Genomic DNA, 22634 nt, shown 5'->3' with positions numbered 1-22634 from the left:
GACTATTGTCTGTCTATTTGTTCCTGGCGGCGGTCAATACCAAAGCTCATGAACATACCCAGGTAAAAGAACCTTGGCGCCATTGGTCCTACCATGTTGCGGCGCAGTTTATCTGAAGAATAACGGAACCCATATTCCTGGTCGTTCCCCAGCACATTGGTCATGGTGAATACAAATACAGTGAATGCTTTACCAATAGAAGTCAGGTAGTTCACATTCACACTGAGTGTATTCAAATTACGCGTACGGTCCTTCAGGAACTCACTTTCCGGGCGGTTAGGATTGTAATAAGGCCGGCCGGTAGCAAATGAATACGTAGCGCCCAGGTTTAGTTGTGTGGATGGGATATAATGTTTGTACACCAGCGTGGCTGTATGTTTGGCCGCAAAATCCGGTTGTACTTCGTATGGATAGTTCAGGTAATCCCTCTTGGTATCGAGGAAAGAATAAGAGATCCAGTAATCCGCATTTTTTATACTCTTCCGGTCTCTCCAGAATAACTCTACGCCTTTTGCATAACCGGTACCGTTGTTATTATAGTCCGGTGTGGTTTTCAAAAGGTCGTGATACTTTTTATAGAATACTTCCGCACGTAAAGTATGGAACTGTGCGAGGCGCTGATAACTGGCAATGTAATGGGTAGCCCGCATGAAACCTAAGTCGTGTGTAAAACGCAGGTATTGCTGTTCCGGCTTCTGGTAAAATTCTCCGTAAGCAAACGCCACCTGGCTTTTATCGTCCAGCTTGTAAGCCAGGGAAGCACGCGGTGCAATATTGGATCTGCTGATCACGGAAGTATACTCATACCTTGTTCCAAAACGGCCAACAAAACGCGGTGTGAAATACACATCTGCTTCTGCAAAACCTGCTGCATAACTATCCACGTAATTAGCATCAAAGGTATTGAAGCGGGAGCGTTCATCGCCGTACTGGTATTCACTGCCTATACGCAATACAGAAAACCTTCCCAATCCTTTTGTGAGCATCAGCCTTACCTGGCTGAGATCCTGGCGGGCTTTGATGCGTGTAGGCGCCGGTACTTTATTGATCGTATCCATAAAGATCCTGTCGCGGTTGGTGCTGTAGGATGTTCCCAGGTTCATACGCCAGCCTTTACCCAGGTTTTCTTTATAGTTAATGTTGGTGTAGATATTATAACTCTCCAGTTCAAATGCTTCTTTAAAACCGGGGTATTCCAGGCTTTCTCCTTCAAATCCAAAACGCTGGTAACTACCGGTAACAAACACTTTCAGCATACCCGTTTTGGAAGTTTTTAAACGATAGTTGGCAGAACCATTTGTGCCTTGCGGCGCAATAGTAGGTTCCTGCTTTTGTTTCATGATCTTATAGTAGGGAGAGAGGTTGAAGTAATCCGCTTCAAAACCATAGGCCTTCTTTTTGTCTTTTGTGAGAATGTCTACTCCTACACTCGGGCCTACGCTGCCAATACCTAAAGAATAAGAAGACCTTTCCGGCAGGTCTGTAGATTCCAGTACCAGTGCGGAAGATAAACCCTGGCCATATTGTGCGGAATAACCACCGCTGCTGAAAGTGGTGCCTTTAAAAAGGAAAGGGGAGAACCTGCCGCGTGCTGCGAAATCAGGCATGCCGGAGAAGAAGGCATTCCGTACCATCATTCCATCAATAAAGGTTTGTGTTTCGTAACCGGTACCACCTCTTACAAAAAGACCTTCCTTCTCTCCTACCTGTTGTGCACCAGGTAATGTTTTCAGGGCGCTCACAATATCTGCGTTGGCGCCGGCAGTGGTAACAATATCCAATGGTTTCAGCACCGTGTTCTTCTTTTCATCGCTGGCTTCAAAACTCCCGGCGGAGATGGTCACCATCTTTAATTCATTGACTGTTTCTTTTAATACCAGGTTAAACTGTTGTGCTGTGCCCAGCTCTGCTTTTATTTCAAGGGTCTGGTAACCGCTGAGGCTGACTGTAATGATCCTTTCGCCGTTGGCGGTGCTGGAAAAAGAAAAGGTGCCGTCTTTTGCACTGGTGGCACCATCGTATGAGCCTTTAATACTGATGTTCACTCCGGCAAGGGGTCTCTTTTTGGCATCTGTCACCCTGCCGCTGATGACCGACTGGGCCTGTAGCAGCAGGGGGATGCTGATGAAAATGATCAGGGTTGAGAATAGCTTAAGCATATAGTTAGATTAGGTTTGTATATCAAAAGTAAAGTAGTTTATGATATAAACCAAATACCGTGGCAATTATTTCATTATCCATTGATTACAAGCTAATTAGTTTTCAATAATTTTAATATTTGATATGCCTATGCGGTGTATGCCTGTAGTACTTACCTTATAATAGTTATAGCCAAAAAAAATGGGCTGTTCCAAGGATCCGGAACAGCCCATTTTAAGTGTATTAATATTTGCTTTTACGCAAATCTTGGTTTCAATTCGTCAGCCAAAGCAACCATTTTCTTGATGCCATCTTCAGGCAGGTTACCTTTTTTGAATTCGCCTAAAACTTCAGGCAGTCTTACTTCCATTTCGTGTTGGAAAGCATCTTCAAAAGCTCTCACATTTTTCACGGGAACACCGCTGAGCAAACCATTTGTACCGAGGTAGATAATGGCTACTTGTTTTTCTACGGAGAATGGATTGAACTGCGCTTGTTTCAGGATTTCCACGTTACGTGCACCTTTATCCAGAACGGATTTAGTTGCAGCATCGAGGTCACCACCGAATTTAGAGAAGGCTTCCATTTCGCGGTACATCGCCTGATCCAGTTTCAAAGTACCGGATACTTTCTTCATGGATTTGATCTGCGCGTTACCACCTACACGGCTAACGGAGATACCTACGTTAATTGCGGGGCGGATACCTGCGTTGAACAGGTTATTTTCCAGGAAGATCTGACCATCCGTGATGGAGATCACGTTGGTAGGGATGTATGCAGATACGTCACCGGCTTGTGTTTCAATGATAGGCAAAGCTGTCAGGGAACCACCGCCTTTAACGAGGTGTTTGATAGAATCAGGGCAATCGTTCATTTGCTGAGCGATCTCATCCTTAGCGATGATCTTAGCCGCACGTTCCAGCAAACGGGAGTGCAAATAGAATACGTCACCAGGATATGCTTCACGTCCCGGAGGGCGGCGGAGCAACAGGGAAACCTCACGGTAAGCTACGGCTTGTTTGGAAAGATCATCATAAATGATCAGAGCAGGACGGCCGGTATCACGGAAGAATTCACCGATCGCAGCACCTGCAAACGGAGCGTAGAACTGCAAAGGAGCAGGGTCAGCAGCAGAAGCAGAAACGATAGTAGTGTAAGCCAGTGCACCATTTTCTTCCAGGGTTTTCATAACACCTGCAATAGTGGAAGCTTTCTGACCGATAGCTACATATATGCAATACACTGGTTTACCAGCATCGAAAAATTCTTTCTGATTGATGATGGCATCGATACAGATGGCAGTTTTACCGGTCTGACGGTCACCGATCACCAGCTCACGTTGACCACGGCCGATAGGGATCATCGCATCGATCGCTTTGATACCTGTTTGCAGTGGTTCTTTTACCGGCTCACGGTAGATAACACCAGGTGCTTTACGCTCCAGTGGCATTTCATACAGGTCACCTGTGATAGGGCCTTTACCATCGATAGGTTCGCCCAGGGTGTTCACAACACGCCCAACCAGACCTTCACCCACTTTAATGGAAGCGATCTGTTTAGTACGGCGAACAATTGCACCTTCTTTAATTCCGGCAGAAGGACCCATCAATACCACACCCACGTTATCTTCCTCAAGGTTCAGAACGATAGCTTTGATACCATTCTCAAATTCTACCAGCTCACCGGAGCGCACGTTGTTCAATCCGTAAACGCGGGCGATACCATCACCCACCTGCAACACGGTACCTACTTCTTCCAGATCGGCAGAAGCGTTGAAGTTGCTGAGTTGCTGGCGTAATATCGCCGAAATTTCATCTGGCTTAATGTCAACCATTTTTTATGCTTTTTAAAAGAGTCGTTAAGGTTTAAACTAAATATAACGACAACAGCTTTGCGATTACGCAGCGGCTGCTGTTAAGTACTTATCTGATCTCAGGAACGTAAATGTTCTTGAGGAATTGTTTTTTGATATCCTTCAGGTCGCGCAGTACGGAAGCATCAAAGAGTTCGTTACCGGTTTCCAGTACAAACCCGCCAATGATGTCAGGATTTACGGAAGTTTCGATCTCTACTTTACGGCCGGCGGAAGTTTCTACTTTCTCGCGGATCAATGCCAGCAGGCCTGATTCCAAAGGAGCAGCAGTAGTAAGTTTCACGCGGGTGATCTTCTTCAGCAGGTTGTATTGTTCTTCAAATGCCACAGCAATTTCATCCAGTATACCTTCACGGCCTTTCACTGTGAGCAGACGAATGAAACCGGAAGTGATGGCACTGATCTTACCATCCAGGATAGCACCCAGGATCTTTACCTTTTTATCGGCTTTAATAACAGGGCTCCTCAACAAAGCAACCACATCTGCATTACTGCGGGTGATGGCTTTTAATAACAGCATATCGCCATGAACTGCTTCCAGCTGGTTCTTTTCAACCGAGAGGTCTATCAGTGACTTAGCGTATCTGCCTGCTAAACGGGGATTTTGCATAATCTTTTATTCAGCCGGTTAATTAGTTCATTTTGATTTCAGCAGCCAGTTGCTTAATGTAAGCTTCCTGGTTCTGTTTGTCTGACAGTTCTTTACGCAACACTTTCTCTGCTACTTCTATCACGAGTGTACCTACCTGGTTCTTCACGTCTGTGAGCGCTGCCATCTTCTGGTTCTCGATAGCTACGGAAGCATCCTGGATGATCTTCTTCGCTTCAGCCTGTGCAGCAGCTTTAGCTTCGCTGATGATCCTATCTTTTGCTTCTTTTGCTTCTTTCAATATCATGCTGCGTTCCGCTTTAGCTTCAGCCAGTACATGCTCATGCTCAGCTTTCATCTGCGCCATTTCCTCTTTCACTCTTTCTGCAGTAGTAATGGAGTCAGTAATGGAATCTTCCCTTTCTTTCAAAGTAGCAAGGATAGGTTTCCAGGCAAATTTCTTCAGTATCAGGAAAACGATAATGAAGATCAGGAGTGAGATGGAAAACAGGCCAAAGGCCGGTAACAACAAATCCATATATCAGTGTTTATATATTGTATTATACTTTTCGAAAAAAGGATTACTGCATCCCTTGCCCTGTGCGCAGGATGCAGTAATAAGATGTTCTTAGAGAACTACTGCCAACAGGCCCGCAATAACACCGAACAGGGCAACACCCTCAACGAGTGCTGCAGCCAGGATCATGTTTGCACGGATGTCGTTTGCAGCTTCAGGCTGACGAGCGATAGATTCCAGTGCGCTCTTACCGATGTTACCAACACCGATACCAGCTGCGATAGCAGCGATACCAGCACCGATTGCACCACCAGCTTGTGCCAGTCCAGTTGAAGCAGCAGCTTCAGTAGCCTGCATTAAAACAGATAAAAGTGCCATAATGAAATGTGTATTTGAAATTAAAAATTAACGCGTTTGTTGTTCTGGCTGCAAAATTCGGTTACGAATTCCACATAATTAATGATGGTGATCACCTGTGTGCTCCATAGCCTGACCGATGAATACAGCGGTAAGGTTAGCAAAGATGAACGCCTGGATAAAAGCTACCAGCAATTCCAGCATCATCATTACAATGTTGAAGGCGATAGTGATCGGCAAAAATGCATACCCTGCGATCTGGTTCAGGGAACCAAAGATGAATACCAGGGATATAATGCTCAGGATGATAATGTGGCCCGCCAGGATGTTGGCAAACAACCGGATCATCAGGGAAACTGGTTTAGTAAATACACCAATCAGCTCCACAGGTGCCAGGATCACTTTAACACCACCCGGTACAGGAGGGTTAAAGATGTGGCCCCAGAAGTATTTATTGGTGCTGGCCATCATCACTACAAAACTGATCAGCGCCAATGCAGCAGTAACGGCAATATTACCCATTACGTTTGCAGAACCCGGTAATAGGCCCAACAGGTTGTTGATCAGGATGAAGAAGAAAATGGTTAATATGAAAGGAACGTATTTATCTCCTTTAACACCGGGAATGTTAGGTTTCACTACCTCATCACGCATAAAGATGATCACCGGCTCTATCAGGCTTTGGAAACCTTTAGGCGCCTGTTTTGCACCACGGATGCGGTAACTCTTGGCCACGTTCAACATCAGAATTACCAGCAGCACAGCTCCCAGTAACATAAAAGCAATATTCTTGGTAAAGGAAAGATCATAGATCTTTTCACCGGTAGGCGTATCATTTGCATCTACTGCAATGATGGTACCTTCTGTGTATTGTTTGGGGCTCAGTCCTTTTTCATGCAGGTAATGCGCTTCCACCAAACGGTAACCATCATGTGCATCATGACCATGGTTGAATTCAGAAGAAGAGAACATGGAGAAACCACGTGTTTTGCTGTAAATGATCACAGGCAAAGGCAGGGTTGCGTGAAACTCGCCAATACTGAACACATGCCAGTCGTGCGCATCTTTCACGTGCCCGAGAATTACTTCCTTGGCATTGAACTTCACCTTTTTTTCATGACCGCCAGCTGCATGAGGATCTTCATTGCCATTGGCAAATACACCCGTAACGGCTATTGAAAACACCATTATCAGGGCTACCAGCTTATATTTGAACCGATTGAAAGAAATCACAGTTTTCTGAAATTTTGTGCAAAGGTAGGCGATTTTAAATAAAATAGTAACGCAGAATGAAAAAACTGACGAGGATCATGTGGTATTTTTCAACGATGGGGGCTTATACTCTTTTCTATTGATTCATAACGTGTTAAGTCAGTCTTCCAATATGTCAATTGTACACAAAGCTAGCCGTTGACTACCGCACCAGCCTTCTGAAATTGCATCGTATATAATTTATAATAATATCCTTCCTGTTTCATCAGCACCTCATGATTGCCGATCTCTTTGATCTCTCCCTTATCCAGCACAATGATCTGATCTGCCTTACTGATAGTGCTCAGCCTGTGGGCAATCACAATTGCCGTACGCCCGGCAATGAGTTTATCTATCGCATGCTGGATCAGCATTTCCGATTCCGTATCTACGGAAGAGGTGGCTTCATCCAGGATCAGGATAGCGGGGTTATATAATAGCGCCCTGATAAAAGAGATCAGCTGGCGCTGTCCCAAACTGAGGGTGCTTCCTCTTTCCATCACCTGGTAATCATACCCGCCGGGTAAACGCAGAATGAAATCATGCACACCTATCAGTTTGGCTGCATGCTCCACCTGCTCTCTGCTGATGGCAGGATTCCTAAGGGTGATATTATCTATCACCGATCCGGAGAAAAGGAACACATCCTGCAATACCACTCCTACCCTGCTGCGTAATTCAGCCAGCTTATAATCCTGCAAAGGAATATTATCTATCATGATCCGGCCTTTCTGGATCTCATACAGGCGGTTGAGGATACTGATGATAGTGGTTTTGCCGGAACCGGTATGCCCTACGAGCGCAATCGTCTGACCCTGTGTTGCATGAAAAGTGATATCCTTCAGTACAAACCTGTCTTCCTTATACCCAAACCATACATGATCAAAACTGATCTCTCCTCTCATACCTGCGGCCGTATGGGTACCATGATCTGCAATATGTTCATCACTGTCCAGCACCTTGAACACCCGTTCACTGGCCACCATCCCCATTTGCAGGGTATTGAACTTATCTGCCAGGATGCGCAGCGGGCGGAACAACATGTTCAGGTACATGATAAAAGCAATCATCACCCCTTGCGTTACCTCATAGTTCAACACCTTGTTAGCACCCCACCAAACCATTAAGCCCAGTGAGATAGCCAGGATGATCTCCACTACGGGGAAAAACACAGAGTAAGCAAAAATGGCGTCTATATTGGCTTTGCGGTGATCTTTATTGATGGTACGGAACTTCCCGAACTCCCTGTTCTCCGCTGAAAAGGCCTGTACCACTACCATACCGGTGATATGCTCCTGCACAAATGCATTCAAAGCAGCCACGGCATTCCGTACGCGGTGGAAAGATTTATTCACGCTTTCCTTGAACCACCAGGTGGCCAGGATCAATACCGGGAAGGGAGACAGGCTGATCAGGGTCAGGCGCCAGTCCTCATACACCATTACCCCCAGTATAGCGAGGATCATGAGCAGATCTGCCACAATGGAAATGATACCTTCTGAAAAGATATCGTTGATGGCCTCAATATCATTGATGGTACGGGTAGTGAGTGTACCAATGGGTGTTTTGTCGAAATAAGCCAGGTTAAGGCGGGTGACCTTACGGTACACTGCCACGCGGAGGTCTTTGATCACAGACTGGCCCAGCCAGTTGGTCAGGAACGAAAAGAAGAAACGTACGGCTGTTTCCAGGAGCAGCATAACGATCTGAACGATCGTAATGATCACCAGCATCTGTGCCCATTGGTTAGTGATGTATTTGTCTACCGTCAGCTGGATAAGGTATGGCCGCACCGGTGAAAGCAGGGCCAACATTACCGTAAGGAACATGGAGAGATAAAAATAGCGCTTGTATGGCGCTGCAAAGGAAAATACCCGCTTTAGCAAACTGAAATCAAAAACCTGCTTTTTAGCCTTTACGTTGTCCATTCCTGTAAAATTAAAGGGATAAATCTAAAGCGCAAAGAAGTGGGTGCATAGTGGTACTATCTGAGCTTATTCCTATAACATTCCTATATCGCTCCTATAGCATTCCTATAGCATTGTAGGCACATAGGTATATCCAGACGATATAGGAATGCTATAAGAGTGCTATAGGAATGCGCCTTCAGCGATATAGGGATATACAACTATAGTACTTCTCATAACGAAAAATGGCCCGCCAACAGGCGAGCCATTATATTAATCAGTTGATTATCAGTATTAATCCTTCATTACCTGGCGGTAGGCCTTGATGAAGATAGCCCCGAGGTTCTTATGAGGGGGTACATAGTCATCAAACAGGGGTTTATTACGGGCATCCCCGGCGAATTTCTTACCTAAACCGGCCCACATCTGCACCCAGTCCACATTTTTACCGGCACGGATCAGGTCCTCCAGGCTGAGGATGATGGGTTCGTTCACCCAGCGGGTACCCACCTGTTTGGAAGAGATAATGTGTGCTTCCGGTGCTTTTTCCAAAACGGTTGCCAGGTTATGATAACCTCCGCAGGACCCCAGGATCACGATCCGGGCAGTACTTTGCAGGTTATCCAGCGTAGTGTTCACGTGGTAGCTATGGCCCCGGTGAATGAATACGGTGGGATGAATATCTTTTTCATCCAGGTATTCTGCCAGTTTCTCAATAGCCGTTTTATCTTCCGGCTCTTTCAGGGGAAGGTTGGCATATATGGTAGTAGGTTTCCCTTTGGTAGAAGTAATGGTGGTCCAGAAGGCATTTTTGCTGATGCTCCAGGACGAGCTGGGGAAGTTACCCATGAAGCTCTGGTAAGAACTAAGCCCGTCCTCATCCCCATAGAAGAACACCTGCTGGTATACACGGCCGCTGTCGCTGGGCAGCATACTGTATTCTACGTAATTGATGGGAGGCAGGGATAATTTAGATGCCATGTTAGAAGCCGCAGTAGAATCGTTCCCGCTTCCTTCCGTAAAGATGCTGTTCAGCAGTTCGTAGATAGTGATACCACGTTTATCCTTTTTGCCGGTCACGAATACCAGGTTCTTTTTCACTTCTGAACGAAGGAAGTCCAGCAGTTTGGGATCGCGGATACTGCCAAAGGAATTGGCCACATCCACCGCATCTTCCAGGTCTTCTGTTTTTTCCAGGCTCCGTACGAATTTCACCATCAGGTAGTTGGCATTCTCGGGGTCCATGGATTTCAGGAAATGATCGAGGGTATTGAAGCCCGCTGCCATGGCAATGAACTTCTTGAATTTATCAAAGCTCACCAGCATCAGCAGACTGTCGCCACGGGGAGGTTTCATACGCAGCATCATCTGGTCGTACAAGCCCATTTTAGCGGCGTTCGTGTAACTGGAGGTATACAATTCTTCCTGCCCGTTTACGATCAGGTAATACAGCTCTTCAGGGGTAAAATCCTTCACGATGCGGAAACGTACGGGATGCGGTTCATCATGCAGGTCGTTCATTTCCCGGATATACCGCATGGATTTAGCCCGCATGTTCTCACTCATGGATTTCAGCCCAAGGGGGTTCTGCCCTTCTGCTTTCTTCTTTTGCAGCAGGATGGAGGTTTTCACCATCTGGCGGAAATACGCATCATCATCCTCTACAGACTTTTCCAGTTCCGCTACCGTGGAAGAACCGTCCAGCAACTGATCGATAAAAGGCATCAGTTTGGTGGACTGGGAGGAACGGCCGATCTGCACGATCTGCTGCACCAGGTGGTCCGGATTACGGCGGATGGCACTGGCCGTTGGTGTATAGGAAGTGGCGTAAGTAAGCAGTTTATTGGGATAGAGGCGGGCTACCGCTGCTATCACAGAGTCCGTTACCGGGTAATCCAGGTATGGGCCCAGCTTTGGCATAATATCTTCGAGGTTCTTAAATGCATATTTGGCGAACATCTCCTGGCGGGCTTCCTTAAAGCCGGGATTGTCATTAAACACCTCCACCAGTTTATCGCCTGCTTCAAAGCTCAGTTTGCGGGCAATGGGATAGATACTCTTTCCCTTGATATCCGCCAACATCATATTGCGGTAAGCCTGTACAATAGCCGGGGCTTCTGCAGCATCTATCCTGCGGAAGGCGCGTTTGCTGTTATAGTCCTTGAGCACCTGCTGAAGTCCGGAAAGGTATTTCACTTTCAGCCTTTGGTCCAGGGCTGTATCTCTTTCTATTTCCAGCTGAATATCGTCTACCTGTTTGAGGAGGGCATTGGTCACCTGTAGATTCATGGCCTCATCATCCCCCACTTTGACGTAGTTATCCGTTTTACTATCGAACTTATCGGCAGTAACCTGTTCTTTATCAATGTTATCGTGGAAGATCTGCCGCTGGATAGGGATCTTTACCTGTTGTGGCTGCGCCGATACCCAGTTGCTGTGAACAATTCCCAAACATATAATCAGTAATAATTTTCTCATATAAGTGTATTACTCCTCGCTGTACTGCAAATTTACTACCAATTATGTGGAATTAGCAATGCCCTTGTAGTTATTAGATTTTCCTATCATTTAAAAACTCAAACATATCAGTGTTCTATGTTCACAAAAGCAGAAATCGGTTATGAATTCCGTATCTTGCAGACAGGCATTGAGAGTGCCAGGATGGCTTAACTTAACAATTTTATAATGTTATCATTCTATTAATCGGGAATATGCAAGTTAATTTTGTGCCATCTTAAAAACTCATTTATGTTGATGGAACCAGCAGTAGCAGTCGGAAAAATACTTGTAGTGGACGATGAAATGGATATCCTCGAAATCATCAGTTACAATCTCAAGAGCGCAGGTTACGAAACAGTGACTGCTAAGGATGGCCTGGAAGCTATTCAGAAAGCGAAGATCTTCAGACCGGACCTTATCATGCTGGACATTATGATGCCCAACAAGAACGGGATAGACACCTGCAAAGAGATCCGCAAACTACCAGAGTTTAAAGAAACCATGGTATTGTTCCTTACGGCCCTGAATGATGAGAAAAGTGAGATAGAGGGTTTGAATATGGGCGCAGATGATTATATCGCCAAACCCATTAAACCCAAGTTGCTGGTGAGCAGGATCAATGCATTGTTCCGCCGCCTCAACAAAGTGGAAGAGCAGCAGATGCAATTGGGCGACCTGATCATTGACCGCGAAAAGTTCACCGTTACTTATAAAGGCGTAGAGATCATCCTCGCTAAAAAAGAATTCGAACTATTACAATTACTGGCTTCCAAACCAGGCAGGGTATTCCTCCGCAACGAGATACTCAACCAGGTATGGGGTACAGAAGTGATCGTAGGAGACCGTACCATTGATGTGCATATCCGTAAGATCCGTCAGAAATTAGGTGTAGACCTGATCACAACCGTTAAAGGTGTAGGTTATAAGTTCGAGATGTAATACCCCTTTCTTCTTATTCTTTTTGTTCTTGTGTGCAGCTCTCCCGGGGCCGGGCGATAGTGTTTGATTATGGCAAATAAAAAATTTGAGTTAATTTCCCGGTATTACAATCTTTACTCACTCTGGAGTATGTTCAAAGCAAAAAACCTTTCACCGCAGAAGCTTGCTGCCTTTACAGCACTTGTGCTTTCGCTTATCATGGGATTAGGTTGCCTCATTTTAGAGGTAGGTGTACGGGAAACCCTGATCGCTTTCGGCCTTACCTTTCTGATAGCTTACTACTTGTATCTCTATACGTTACAGAACTTCATCTACCGTAAGATCAAGCTGATCTATAAATTTATTTACCAGACCAAGGCATCCAAACGGGAAGACTTCTTCAACAAAAACATCCTGCCCCTGAAAACGATAGACGAGGTAAGTGAAGACGTGGAAAAATGGGCCTCCCAAAAGAAGGAAGAACTGGAGAACCTGCGCAAGAACGAAGCCTTCCGCAAGGAATTCCTGCTGAACCTTTCCCACGAACTCAAAACCCCCATCTTTGCGGTACAGGGTTACATCCACACCTTGCTGGACGGCGCTATCGATGACCCCGCCGTGAACAAAATGTTCCTGAAGAACGCCACCAAGAATATCGACCGTTTATGCAGGCTGATAGACGACCTGGATGAGATCTCCAAGCTGGAAAGCGGGGAAATGACCATCAACAAGGAAGTGTTTGTGATCCAGGACCTGGTGAAGGATGTGTTTGACACCCTCTCCCTGAAAGCCAACCAGAAAGGGATTAAATTCAGTATCAAAAAAGGATGTGAAGCCCCCATACATGTTTCGGCAGATAAGGAAAAGATCCGCCAGGTGCTCATCAACCTGATTGAGAATTCCGTTAAATATGGCAAACAGGAAGGGCAGACCATTGCCAGTATCTACAATATGGACGGCAAACGCGTGCTGATAGAGATCTCGGATTCCGGCATCGGCATGGCAGAAGAACACCTCCCCCGTGTATTTGAACGTTTTTACCGTACGGACCGTGCCCGCAGCAGAGATATCGGCGGTACCGGTTTGGGCCTGGCCATCGTGAAACACATTGTAGAGGCACACGACCAGACCATCAATGTACGCAGCAAAATAGAAGTAGGCTCCACTTTTGGGTTTACGCTGGAACTGGGCAGGGAAAGTTAATTTCCCGGCGCCTGTAACTCCTTGGGGGCCTGATCCGTTTTATGGGACAACTCCAGCTGTATGAAAAGAATTTTATGCCTGGTGGCCCTGTCAACTGTATTGCTCGCAGCGTGTAAAAAAGATAAGAAAACAGACACACCTCCACCACTGCCCCCTACCATTTACGGTCAATGGATCCTGCACTTAACGGCACAGCCTTTTGCTGCGGACACTAATTGGAAGCCGGTTAAATTTCCGGTGGATGTTACGTCATTTGTGCTGATAAACAACGGTAAATACATTACGCAAAAATATCCTGACAAAATAACGGAAGGCACTTATACCATAGCTGATTCTGCAAATACCAATATAAAAGTACTGACCATCTCCAACGAAGGGGAACCCATCAAACTCTATATTCAACTGCTGCCTTCCGGGGAACTGCAAATGGACGATGAATCCATCAAAAACACGGCACCGGGGTACGTGCGCCGGAAATATGGAAGGATGATGGAATGCAGGGTAATTCTTTAAACGAAAAGACTTATATGAAAAGGATCTGTTATTTAGTGCTCGGCGCCCTGCTCTTTGCAGCCTGTAAAAAAGATAAAAAGGAGGCCGTTCCTGAGCCAATGATGAATAATACGATCTATGGCCAATGGGACCTGCTGGCTACCGCACAGCCTTTTTCACAGGATACCGCCTGGAAATACATCAAACGGGCAGAAGATCTGACCACTTATGTATTACTGCAGGACCATCGATATTATTCCTTTAAACATCCTGACACCATTATAGAGGGAACCTTTACCGTTGTGGATTCCGCAGGTACGAAGATCAAAAAAGTAACCCTCTCTAACCTGGGCACTCCTATTACCTTGTATTTTCAACTCCTTGATCCTAAGGTGTTAAAAGTAGATGATGAAGCAATAAGAAATCAGGCAGCAGGATATGTGAGCAAACGATTCGGGCGCAGGGCACCGTGGGACTGCATAGCAGTGAAAGAATACTAGTATAATCCCCTATTATATGAAACACATTGTACTATTTGCTACGCTACTCATTCTTGCCGGCACTGCCTGTAAGAAATCTAAAAAAGTTGAGCCCCTGGATATACTGCCGGGCAATTGGGAGCTGAGACAGGAATCATTACGTTCGGAACCGGGAGAGGCGTCTTTGAGTTTAAGGATGGACAAGTCTTTTACCAGTACAGTTAACGGAGTTGTAAAAAGTGGTACTTTCAAGGCGCATTATATCAATGATCAGAAAGGCATAGAAGTGATCCTCACCACTTATCAGGGTGATGTTATAGGTGTTTTCTACCTGGAGATGGTTTCTGTGCATGAGTTCAGGTACGGTACAATCAGTATAGGCCCCGGCCCCTCTCCAAAATACATACTGCTGCGTGTAAAATAATAATCCCCTAAACCGCTTATATGAAACACATTGTACTATTTGCTACGTTCCTGATCCTTGCCGGCACGGCCTGTAAGAAATCTAAAAAAGATCTGGACGCTAATTTTTCTCTGCCCGGCCAATGGACAGAGGCCACATCCTCCATGTGGATGCAACCGGGATATAAATTCAATGCAAATCTTAGCTATAGCTGGTTTGCCGGAGGAACTACCCCGGAGGAAACGGGTACTTACCAGCTTAAGACAACCAGCACTCCGAATGTTTTTGAGTTACGTTTAACAAAGACAGGCACAACAACACCAGATATTGGAACGCTGGAAAAGATTTCCAATACTATCATAAGGATAACGGTTAACGCTAAGACCAGAACATTGATGCGCATGTAATCTTACTATAATACCTATATGAAACGTTTTTTACTATTCATGCTGTTTATCGCAGTTGCTTCCTTTGCCTGTAAGAAATCTAAAAAGCCAGATGTGATAACACATGAAACTTTGCTAGGTACCTGGGTTAGCGGGTCAGTTGGATATATCTTCCGGGCGGACAGTTCTTATACAGAGAATCACGGAGGTTTTGTGGGATCAAGGTATGGGACCTTCAGCACTCGTTTTACGGACAGTTCTGCACACATAATGCAAACGATCGTTACCTGGAGAGGGAATGGTACTAAGGACACGTTCGTCATCAGGATCGCTTCCTCCAACAGACTGGTGGTCACTCATGGACCGTCAACCGCGGAGTATACCCGTTACCAGTAATGTTACGTTTAAAAATTATCCGCTAAGGAATCCAAAAATGAGAAGAAGAACTAGAACCGGTATTGCAGCCGGGCTGTGAATACATTATCATCCACATCTGAAGTGAAACCCTCCAGCGAGGTGCTTTCGTTCCACACCCTGTCGAACCAGAAAGTGGCTTTCATGTTCTCATTAAAATACAACACGTAACCAGCACCAAAAGTATCGTAACGGATATCTGAGGCACTGATGTGTGTACCGGGGTGGCCGATCAGTTTTCCTTTGATATGTGTATTGGGGTCATACCAGTCGTATTTCAATACCAGCTGGTGTTTGGAACTACCCAGGTGTTGCAGGAAGCTAAAATACGCACCATCGAAATCCCTGATATATATCGGCGCCAAAACGTTCCGTTCCATGGGTATTACACCCGGAGTTTCCGTAGTGCCATAGGTAGCAGTTTGTGTACCCCTGATATATTCCGCCCTGAATTGCGTAGAACCGTGTGTGTTAGGGATCAGCAATTGTGCATCTGCCCCATAATAATGCCGTGGTGCTATCCTGCCCACATTCGTTTCCGCAGAATCTACCGTAAAATCATCTTTTATATCCACCATGGTATATCTCACTTTCGTGAACTGCTCCATGCCGCCATACAATACAGAAGCACCTGCAGATAATAACCAGCCGCTGTGATTGATGTCCATCGGTTTCAGGGCCACTCTTGCTATCAGGTCTTTATGACTGTCAAAGTCCGCCGGGCCGGCAAGCCCCTGGCCGTTGAACATACCTATATCTACTTTCAGTAAATGTAATGGATGTGTTTTCTGGCGGGGTTCAAAAGTGAGCATTGCCCCCATGTCCCGTTCACTTCTCATGAGTATCTGGCTCATGCGGCCCCGTTCAGGAGCTTCCCGGTCCCCGGAAGAAAGGTTCACTTCATACCCGAAAGGCCGGGCAAACATACCCATGGTCAATGCCGCCACATCCCATTTTCCATCAAACACACGACCCCAGAAGTCCCGGATGTTCACTCCCCTTTCCGTACCATCAAACTGGAATACGAACTGTACGGTAGGGAGGTTCCTTTTATTGAAGTGGGCATAGTCGAAACGCACACGGCCGCGGCGTAACATGAAGCGGTTGCTCACCCGGTTGGGGAAATCTCCTCCGGCATAGCTTTCAAAACCTTTGCCGGAAGCGGCTTGGAATTGGGGTTGCATATACCCGCTGATCCTCAGATGGTCAAATTTCTTGTAGATGGAGATCATCCCTTTTCCCAGGTTGGTAGTGGTATCTATCATGTCCATGAGGAACTGCGCTTTCACTGCAGAAGCACACATTAATAAAATTATTGTTCCAAAAATAACGCGCATGCCGGCTGATTTATCCGGCAAAAGTACTATTCCTTGCTAAAATAAAAGAGGAACCTCACCCGGGTTCCTCTTTTTGCTATTATGAAGTTAATTCACCGTAACTGTTTTCTGTGCCCATGGAGTGGTACAGGTAGCTGTTGAAAAGCGGTGTTTTATCACATATGTACCTGGATTTAAGTACACCCCGTTCTCTCCATCGTTTGAATAGAAATAGAAGCCATTAGGTCCTGTAACTTCCCATTCGTAACTCTGCCCTCCCAGGTAAGGAGCCCATAAACCAGCTCCAAGATCGCTGCCGCTGATCACACTCGGATAATCTACAAAAGCAGTAGCATTGCAACCAGTGTTGGGATATAAGGCATTAATAGCTACGAGGTCGTTAGCTGTGAATATAGAATATCCATTATCAGAAAGGCTGAAGGCAGCTTTCATAAGGGAATTGGGATCGGAATAAGGAGTGCCTGGGATCTGAATAGCGCCAATATCTCCTGGAGTTTCTCCATTATAATAATCGCTGTGCCGGAATCCCAGTTGATGCCCTATTTCATGGGTAACGATCTTACCTATCTGCTGAGAAGTTAATTGCAGATAATCTATGAAGTCTTTATTGATAACAATATCATAGCCGGGAAACCCATTCGCATCCGGGTAACCGGGAAAATCTGCTACAGCCAGCAGCCCACCAAACTGATTCCATGGCAGGCTTCCTAAACGCACATCAATATCAAATGCGCTCTGTGTGGTACGATGAAAATACAAACCGCTGTTTACACCATTCCAGTTATACATGGCAATGGAGATAGCTGAATAGTATTTTGATTCCAAACGAACAGCATAAGGTACGTTAAACCTGATATTGTTATAATTCAGCAGCTGGGTGGTCTGGAACTGTTCTGTAGTAGCCCCCCTTCCTCCCCGGAGTTTAGGCGTTACCGTATCGAGGAATTTAGGAGAGAAAGCGTAATCATTCTCTGCATAGATCATTCCTTTATACGCAAATACATTGCTGGTGTCTACGCCCAGGCCATGTAATTTGAGCAGGTACTTTTCCGGTACAGCTTCTTTATAATCTTTGTTAGAAACATCCGTTTGGGGAGTTTGTTCTTTTTTACAAGCCGCAAGTAAAAGTGCTCCGGCAGATAAGCACAGGATAACATTTCTGATTTTCATGTCTATGGGATTTGGGTTAAGAATTTTATAAGCTAAAGGATTCCGGGGCACAACAGGGTTCAGCAGGTATTATGTAATATAAAACAAACAGTGTACAAGATTAAAAACGGGTTATTAAGGAATTATTAAATGCCTCAAAAAAAACTGCCCGGGCGAATAGCCCGGGCAGTGAAACAACTATTATAGACAGATGTAATAGCTTAGTAAGCCTGGTTCTGAGGATCAAAGTTAGTCCAGCCAGTCATCCAGTTAGTAGTACCAAATGCACCACGGTAAGTTACCGGTTCAACACCAGTAGCTGCTACGAATGTACCTTCCAGTGCTTTAGACCCTGCTTTAGGCAGGAAGTTAGGAGCAGTCAGGGAGAATGGAGCGGTTAAACCAACTTCATCAGCAGTAGCTAAAGTTACGCAACCATTAGCTTCAGCTTTGGTTTTCATAGCCAGTGCACCCAGGTTGAGCAGCGCGGTGAGGTCAGCAGCAGCAAGTGGGTTAGCAGGTGTAACGTTGTTCACATCAAAACCACGGGAAGCAGCTGAATCCGCTTTGTAAGGAGCTGCAACAGCGTGAACGATGTTATTCTTGAAGATAGATACATCCGTTCTGAAATCTTCTGCAGAAGCTTTGGATTCAATAGAGAAACCACCTTTCTGAGAACCCATGATGATAGAGTTTACAAACACGAAGTCTGTAGCTCTTCTCCATCTGTTACCAAAGTTATGCTGAGCGTGAGTTTCAGCTTGAGCGTTTGGTCCGATCAGGGTAAGGTTGGACAGTACAGGGCGGGTGCGTGGAGTGAAAGCAACAGTTGCATTCGCATCGTTATCGCACTCGATAGTGTTACTGGCATCCAAAGGATCAGCCAGTTTAGGATATCTCAGGGCTACTGCATATTGAATAGTACCAGAGAAACCATTGTCAAAGTCGAAATCATCATCTGCAGTTCCTACAGCAACCAGGTATTTTGCATTTACCGTACCACCAAAGAATTCAAATGCATCATCGTTACCGAAGATCACCTGAATGTGATCCAGCTGCGTTTTGCGGCCAACACCACCACAGGTAAGACCATTGATCTCACTGTTAGGTTGTGCAGCAATACCAGCATACTCAATACGTACATAGCTCATGATACCTGAGTTATCTTCAGGATCAGTTCCACCATATTGACGGCCAACACCACCTTCAATAGTTGGGTTAGCTAAGTTGGAAGGAGCTTTACCCAGGAGGATAATGCCACCCCAGTCGCCAGGAGTACGGGCACCGGTAGCTTTACCGGAAGTGAAAACGATAGGTTTGGCAGCAGTACCTGCAGCAATAATTTTTGCACCGCGCTCAATGATCAATGCACCTTTATCGCCGATATCACTTTTAATGATAGTACCAGGTTCAATGGTAAGGGTTGCTCCGGCAGTAACGTATGTATAACCTTTCAGGATCCAGATCCTGTCGGCAGTTAATCTTTTATCTGTGCTAACAGTACCAGTCAGTGTTTCTGGTGCAGGTGGAGTGTCGTCATCGTCATCATCACTGTTCTTGCGGCAAGCAGACATCAGTACAGATGCACCAAGTAAAAAAGCTAAGAATTTTGTTAGTTTCATCAGAGTTCGATTTAATTTTTTAGTTAGATCTGGTATTTCTGTGGTATGTTAAATTTTCACAAAGGTTACCGATGGATGTTACGCTTATTTTAACCTATCATTAATAAATCATTAAGCTATTTCTTCTTTCCTAAGCCAAACTGGTAGGCAAAAGTCAGGGATATATTTGTACCGAATTTTACGCTGTTGATGACCTGGTCTGTACCTTTTTGATAGCTTTTCTTATCATTATTATTCTGATAGAAAACAGAAGCCTGGTTCAACAGATCACTTACATTCAGGCGAAGCTCTCCTTTCTGTTTGATCACTTTTTTGCTGATCTGCAGGTCCAGAATGTCCCGTCCGTTCTCATAGATATCGCCATAACCAGGGAAGCCAAGCAGGTAGATACGTTGACCGATCCTGTTATACAGGACGCTCAGCGCATGGTCGTTATTTTCAGATACATATTGCAGCCCCGCATTGATCAGGTAAGGCGACTGGCCTTGCAAAGCCCTGCTGATATTATCAGAAGTAACCCCGGTAAGATCCACAGAGGAACGGATAACGGAGAAGTTGGTAAAGAAAGTGACATTTTGGAAGAACTGTTCCGCACTGATGAAGTCCAGCTTTTTCCTCACTTCAATTTCAAAACCATAGGAATCAGCTTTGGGTGCATTACTGAAGGTAACCTCACGGCGGTTGGGAGTAGAACCATCTACTACACGCTGCTCAATTGGATCTTTAAATGATTTATAGAATACAGATGCGGTAATGGCTTCACCAGCACCTGGATAGATCTCATAACGAAGGTCCGCGTTGGTGATCTTGGCCCTTTTCAGATCAGGGTTACCTATCATAGAACTGTAGGTAATGAAATCGTAGAAGGAGAAGTTGGATAATTCACGTAATTCCGGGCGGGATACGGTTTGTGAACCGGATAACCGCACATTGGAACTTTCATTTAAGGCGAAAGTAATGTTGGCAGATGGCAGAACATCAAACCATTCCTGGGTTGACTTCACTGTTTTACCAGACGGGTCTGCTGTTTTCACATATTGATAGTAAGACTCACCTCTTGCACCCCAAACAATCCTCAACTTGTCCGCGATCTTGTTATCAAATAATACAAACCCTGCAACAAGATCAGATTCCGCATCATATTTATCTGTTCTGTTGGTGATCTCATCTATAACAAAACCATTCTCACGCATATTCTCCGGGGCAAAGATCTTGTTGGTAGGCAAACTCAATAATGACTCATCAAACGTAAACGGATCTTCCTTTATATAACCTAATGCACGTGCATTGAACACACGGGTCTTAAACAGTTTCTGCCCTCCTATCTTTACCAGCTGTTTAGCGTTGGCAATAGTAAATGGTATACTCACCTGTGCAGAACCACCATAACTGTTATCCTGCAATACAGAGAAGAAACGGAATACGTTCCTGTTAGCTGTACCTACCGGCACCTGCGCATTGTAAGGTACTGCAGGGTTATCGATCTCAGAGATCGGTTTGCCATAAGTGAGTACTTTCAGGTCTGGCTGGTTACGGTCACTCAGGGAATAGTTCAGGTTCCAGTCTAATTTCCATTCTTTTTTATTCAGCCTGTGAGAACCTTCCAGCTGGGAGTTCACCAGCGTTTTTTCCGTCAGGTCCTGGCCATGGCCAATGATAGCCTGGGTGGCATCTACATTCACACCTTCCCGGTAGATATAGTTATTATCAAAGATCCTGTTAAAGATGTTTTTGAACGATACCTTGTTGTTACCCTTTACGTAAGTAAAGTTAGCAATAGCACCAATGCTGGTATTATACTTATAGATCTTGTCAGCATAAGTATAACTCTTCGTTTTTTCATTATCATAATCAAAACGATCAGAAGGATTGATGTTCTCTGCGTTTCGATAAGTAAGGGAGATAATGCTACCAAAGGAACCGTTGTTCTTTAAACGGCTGCGGTTGCCCCAGGTAAGCTGATAGTTCTGGTTGGGCAATGCATTTCCAAAAGATTCAACACCATAAGTATTCTTGAACTTCTTGGAGATCTCAAGCTGCTCAGGCCTTGTTTTATTCACATACTTGCTACGATTGGAAGGAAAAGCGGAAGGCAATGCCCTGTCTCCATCATCAAAACCTAACCAGTCTGTTTTACCACGGCCCATTCCCTGGATATCCTTGAAAGTGGATTGTGTATTATAACCTAACCCGATATTCACTGCAAAGAAATTCTCTGTAGGAATATCTTTTGTGAACACCTGGATCAGACCACCGGCGAAATCGGCCGGCAAGTCCGGAGAGGCGGTTTTATTAATAACGATATTGTCGATAAGGTTGGAAGGAATGATATCGAAAGAGAAAGCTTTCCTGTCCGGCTCTGTACTTGGCAGTATGGCGTTATTGACCAGGGCTGTATTATAACGGTCATTCAATCCTCTGATGATAATATATTTATTATCCTGGATGCTGGCGCCGCTCACACGTTTCAATACCTCGCCGGTATTACGGTCCGGAGAACGTTTGATACTTTCAGCAGAAATACCGCTGGAAATGCTGGGGCTGTTCTTTTGTGCAGCATATAAAGCGTTGATCGTTTCCTTTTTATAGGACCCTTTGATCACCACCTCTTGCAATTCTTTTGATTTAGGTTCGTCCAGCGCCATATCCAGGTTGGTTACCTGGCCGGCTTTTACTACTACATCTGCAATAGATTTAGTAGAATAACCCATGTATTTAAAATCCAGGATATAAGTACCTGGGTCCAGTTGTAATAAAAAGCGTCCCTCCACATCTGTTACGGCACCTTTGCCGGTATTTTGCACCAACACAGTTACACCGATTAAAATTTCACCTGTTTTCTTATCTGTGATCTTACCTGCTACTTTTCCTAAACCACCTTGTGCAAAGGCGCTGGAAAAGCCTAAGAATAAAAGTCCGATCAATTGTACAACGATAATATTACGTTTCACGTGCTATGATTTATGCCGCAAAACTACCGTGGAGCTATTACGCCAATGTTAAGCCAGTATTACCAGAATGTTAATTGTTAAGAAATCATTAAAGAATTATTAACAGTAGTACAAAGCAGAAAAAGCATGCTTTAGGGGAATGATATGG

At 45.1% G+C, this 22634-nt stretch carries 19 protein-coding genes; 7 read left to right on the top strand and 12 right to left on the bottom strand.

The genetic code is table 11. The annotated features are described in order from the left end of the window. Positions 1-2: 2 nt before the first annotated feature. From AAHN97_RS27325 to AAHN97_RS27290, 8 genes are all read right to left on the bottom strand, one after another. The gene (locus AAHN97_RS27325; protein ID WP_343305244.1) at positions 3-2159 is read right to left on the bottom strand and encodes a TonB-dependent receptor; all 2157 of its coding nucleotides are present in this window, start codon (positions 2157-2159) and stop codon (positions 3-5) included. Between the two features lie 236 nt (positions 2160-2395). Beyond that, entirely contained in the window at positions 2396-3973 is a 1578-nt protein-coding gene (gene atpA, locus AAHN97_RS27320) for a F0F1 ATP synthase subunit alpha (RefSeq protein WP_343305243.1), read from the bottom strand. Positions 3974-4061: 88 nt separating this feature from the next. Next, positions 4062-4622 carry an ATP synthase F1 subunit delta gene (gene atpH / locus AAHN97_RS27315; RefSeq protein ID WP_343305242.1) on the bottom strand — a complete coding sequence of 187 codons (561 nt, stop codon included), beginning with the start codon at positions 4620-4622 and terminating at the stop codon, positions 4062-4064. A 22-nt stretch (positions 4623-4644) separates the two neighbouring features. Beyond that, positions 4645-5139 (bottom strand): F0F1 ATP synthase subunit B, encoded by a 495-nt coding sequence (gene atpF, locus AAHN97_RS27310; RefSeq protein ID WP_343305241.1) that lies wholly within the window; start codon positions 5137-5139, stop codon positions 4645-4647. A gap of 90 nt (positions 5140-5229) precedes the next feature. Next, positions 5230-5475 (bottom strand): ATP synthase F0 subunit C, encoded by a 246-nt coding sequence (atpE, locus tag AAHN97_RS27305; RefSeq protein ID WP_343305240.1) that lies wholly within the window; start codon positions 5473-5475, stop codon positions 5230-5232. A gap of 99 nt (positions 5476-5574) precedes the next feature. Then, complete coding sequence (gene atpB / locus AAHN97_RS27300) at positions 5575-6708, bottom strand: F0F1 ATP synthase subunit A (RefSeq protein WP_343305239.1); 1134 nt, start codon at positions 6706-6708, stop codon at positions 5575-5577. A gap of 170 nt (positions 6709-6878) precedes the next feature. After that, positions 6879-8654 (bottom strand): ABC transporter ATP-binding protein, encoded by a 1776-nt coding sequence (locus AAHN97_RS27295; protein WP_343305238.1) that lies wholly within the window; start codon positions 8652-8654, stop codon positions 6879-6881. A gap of 273 nt (positions 8655-8927) precedes the next feature. After that, positions 8928-11111, bottom strand: coding sequence for a hypothetical protein (locus AAHN97_RS27290; protein ID WP_343305237.1), 2184 nt, complete (start codon positions 11109-11111; stop codon positions 8928-8930). 270 nt (positions 11112-11381) lie between these two features. Between AAHN97_RS27290 and AAHN97_RS27285 the strand changes: the two genes are divergently transcribed. The 7 genes from AAHN97_RS27285 (at position 11382) to AAHN97_RS27255 (ending at position 15409) form a co-directional block, all read left to right on the top strand. Further along, on the top strand, positions 11382-12071 hold the full coding sequence (locus AAHN97_RS27285) for a response regulator transcription factor (protein ID WP_343305236.1): 690 nt from the start codon (positions 11382-11384) through the stop codon (positions 12069-12071). A gap of 129 nt (positions 12072-12200) precedes the next feature. Continuing rightward, positions 12201-13253: a sensor histidine kinase gene (locus tag AAHN97_RS27280; protein ID WP_343305235.1), complete on the top strand. Its 1053-nt coding sequence runs from the start codon at positions 12201-12203 to the stop codon at positions 13251-13253. Between the two features lie 60 nt (positions 13254-13313). After that, positions 13314-13766, top strand: coding sequence for a hypothetical protein (locus AAHN97_RS27275; RefSeq protein ID WP_343305234.1), 453 nt, complete (start codon positions 13314-13316; stop codon positions 13764-13766). A gap of 14 nt (positions 13767-13780) precedes the next feature. After that, the gene (locus tag AAHN97_RS27270) at positions 13781-14245 is read left to right on the top strand and encodes a hypothetical protein (RefSeq protein ID WP_343305233.1); all 465 of its coding nucleotides are present in this window, start codon (positions 13781-13783) and stop codon (positions 14243-14245) included. A gap of 16 nt (positions 14246-14261) precedes the next feature. After that, positions 14262-14648, top strand: coding sequence for a hypothetical protein (locus AAHN97_RS27265; RefSeq protein WP_343305232.1), 387 nt, complete (start codon positions 14262-14264; stop codon positions 14646-14648). 20 nt (positions 14649-14668) lie between these two features. Continuing rightward, positions 14669-15034: a hypothetical protein gene (locus AAHN97_RS27260; protein WP_343305231.1), complete on the top strand. Its 366-nt coding sequence runs from the start codon at positions 14669-14671 to the stop codon at positions 15032-15034. 18 nt (positions 15035-15052) lie between these two features. Beyond that, positions 15053-15409, top strand: coding sequence for a hypothetical protein (locus AAHN97_RS27255; RefSeq protein WP_343305230.1), 357 nt, complete (start codon positions 15053-15055; stop codon positions 15407-15409). A gap of 50 nt (positions 15410-15459) precedes the next feature. Here the strand turns inward: AAHN97_RS27255 and AAHN97_RS27250 are convergent, their stop codons facing one another. The 4 genes from AAHN97_RS27250 to AAHN97_RS27235 form a co-directional block, all read right to left on the bottom strand. Then, complete coding sequence (locus AAHN97_RS27250) at positions 15460-16764, bottom strand: porin (protein WP_343305229.1); 1305 nt, start codon at positions 16762-16764, stop codon at positions 15460-15462. Positions 16765-16851: 87 nt separating this feature from the next. After that, the gene (locus AAHN97_RS27245) at positions 16852-17934 is read right to left on the bottom strand and encodes a M57 family metalloprotease (protein WP_343305228.1); all 1083 of its coding nucleotides are present in this window, start codon (positions 17932-17934) and stop codon (positions 16852-16854) included. 200 nt (positions 17935-18134) lie between these two features. Continuing rightward, a complete protein-coding gene (locus AAHN97_RS27240; protein ID WP_343305227.1) occupies positions 18135-19535 on the bottom strand; it encodes a hypothetical protein in 1401 nt (466 codons plus the stop codon). 116 nt (positions 19536-19651) lie between these two features. Continuing rightward, positions 19652-22486, bottom strand: coding sequence for a TonB-dependent receptor (locus AAHN97_RS27235; RefSeq protein ID WP_343305226.1), 2835 nt, complete (start codon positions 22484-22486; stop codon positions 19652-19654). Between the last annotated feature and the right edge of the window lie 148 nt (positions 22487-22634).

The organism is Chitinophaga niabensis (genome assembly GCF_039545795.1).
GTDB lineage: Bacteria > Bacteroidota > Bacteroidia > Chitinophagales > Chitinophagaceae > Chitinophaga > Chitinophaga niabensis_B.
The sequence above is the reverse complement of the archived record's forward strand: the minus strand, read 5'-3'. Positions and strand labels throughout refer to the sequence as shown.

Coding starts and splice junctions, on each gene's coding strand:
- AAHN97_RS27260 (WP_343305231.1), top strand. CDS start 14,669: ATGAAACACATTGTACTATTTGCTACGTTCCTGATCCTTGCCGGCACG.
- AAHN97_RS27270 (WP_343305233.1), top strand. CDS start 13,781: ATGAAAAGGATCTGTTATTTAGTGCTCGGCGCCCTGCTCTTTGCAGCC.
- atpH (WP_343305242.1), bottom strand. CDS start 4,622: ATGCAAAATCCCCGTTTAGCAGGCAGATACGCTAAGTCACTGATAGAC.
- AAHN97_RS27240 (WP_343305227.1), bottom strand. CDS start 19,535: ATGAAACTAACAAAATTCTTAGCTTTTTTACTTGGTGCATCTGTACTG.
- AAHN97_RS27245 (WP_343305228.1), bottom strand. CDS start 17,934: ATGAAAATCAGAAATGTTATCCTGTGCTTATCTGCCGGAGCACTTTTA.
- atpA (WP_343305243.1), bottom strand. CDS start 3,973: ATGGTTGACATTAAGCCAGATGAAATTTCGGCGATATTACGCCAGCAA.
- AAHN97_RS27325 (WP_343305244.1), bottom strand. CDS start 2,159: ATGCTTAAGCTATTCTCAACCCTGATCATTTTCATCAGCATCCCCCTG.
- atpF (WP_343305241.1), bottom strand. CDS start 5,139: ATGGATTTGTTGTTACCGGCCTTTGGCCTGTTTTCCATCTCACTCCTG.
- AAHN97_RS27280 (WP_343305235.1), top strand. CDS start 12,201: ATGTTCAAAGCAAAAAACCTTTCACCGCAGAAGCTTGCTGCCTTTACA.
- AAHN97_RS27290 (WP_343305237.1), bottom strand. CDS start 11,111: ATGAGAAAATTATTACTGATTATATGTTTGGGAATTGTTCACAGCAAC.
- AAHN97_RS27250 (WP_343305229.1), bottom strand. CDS start 16,764: ATGCGCGTTATTTTTGGAACAATAATTTTATTAATGTGTGCTTCTGCA.
- AAHN97_RS27295 (WP_343305238.1), bottom strand. CDS start 8,654: ATGGACAACGTAAAGGCTAAAAAGCAGGTTTTTGATTTCAGTTTGCTA.
- AAHN97_RS27275 (WP_343305234.1), top strand. CDS start 13,314: ATGAAAAGAATTTTATGCCTGGTGGCCCTGTCAACTGTATTGCTCGCA.
- AAHN97_RS27265 (WP_343305232.1), top strand. CDS start 14,262: ATGAAACACATTGTACTATTTGCTACGCTACTCATTCTTGCCGGCACT.
- atpE (WP_343305240.1), bottom strand. CDS start 5,475: ATGCAGGCTACTGAAGCTGCTGCTTCAACTGGACTGGCACAAGCTGGT.
- AAHN97_RS27255 (WP_343305230.1), top strand. CDS start 15,053: ATGAAACGTTTTTTACTATTCATGCTGTTTATCGCAGTTGCTTCCTTT.
- AAHN97_RS27285 (WP_343305236.1), top strand. CDS start 11,382: ATGTTGATGGAACCAGCAGTAGCAGTCGGAAAAATACTTGTAGTGGAC.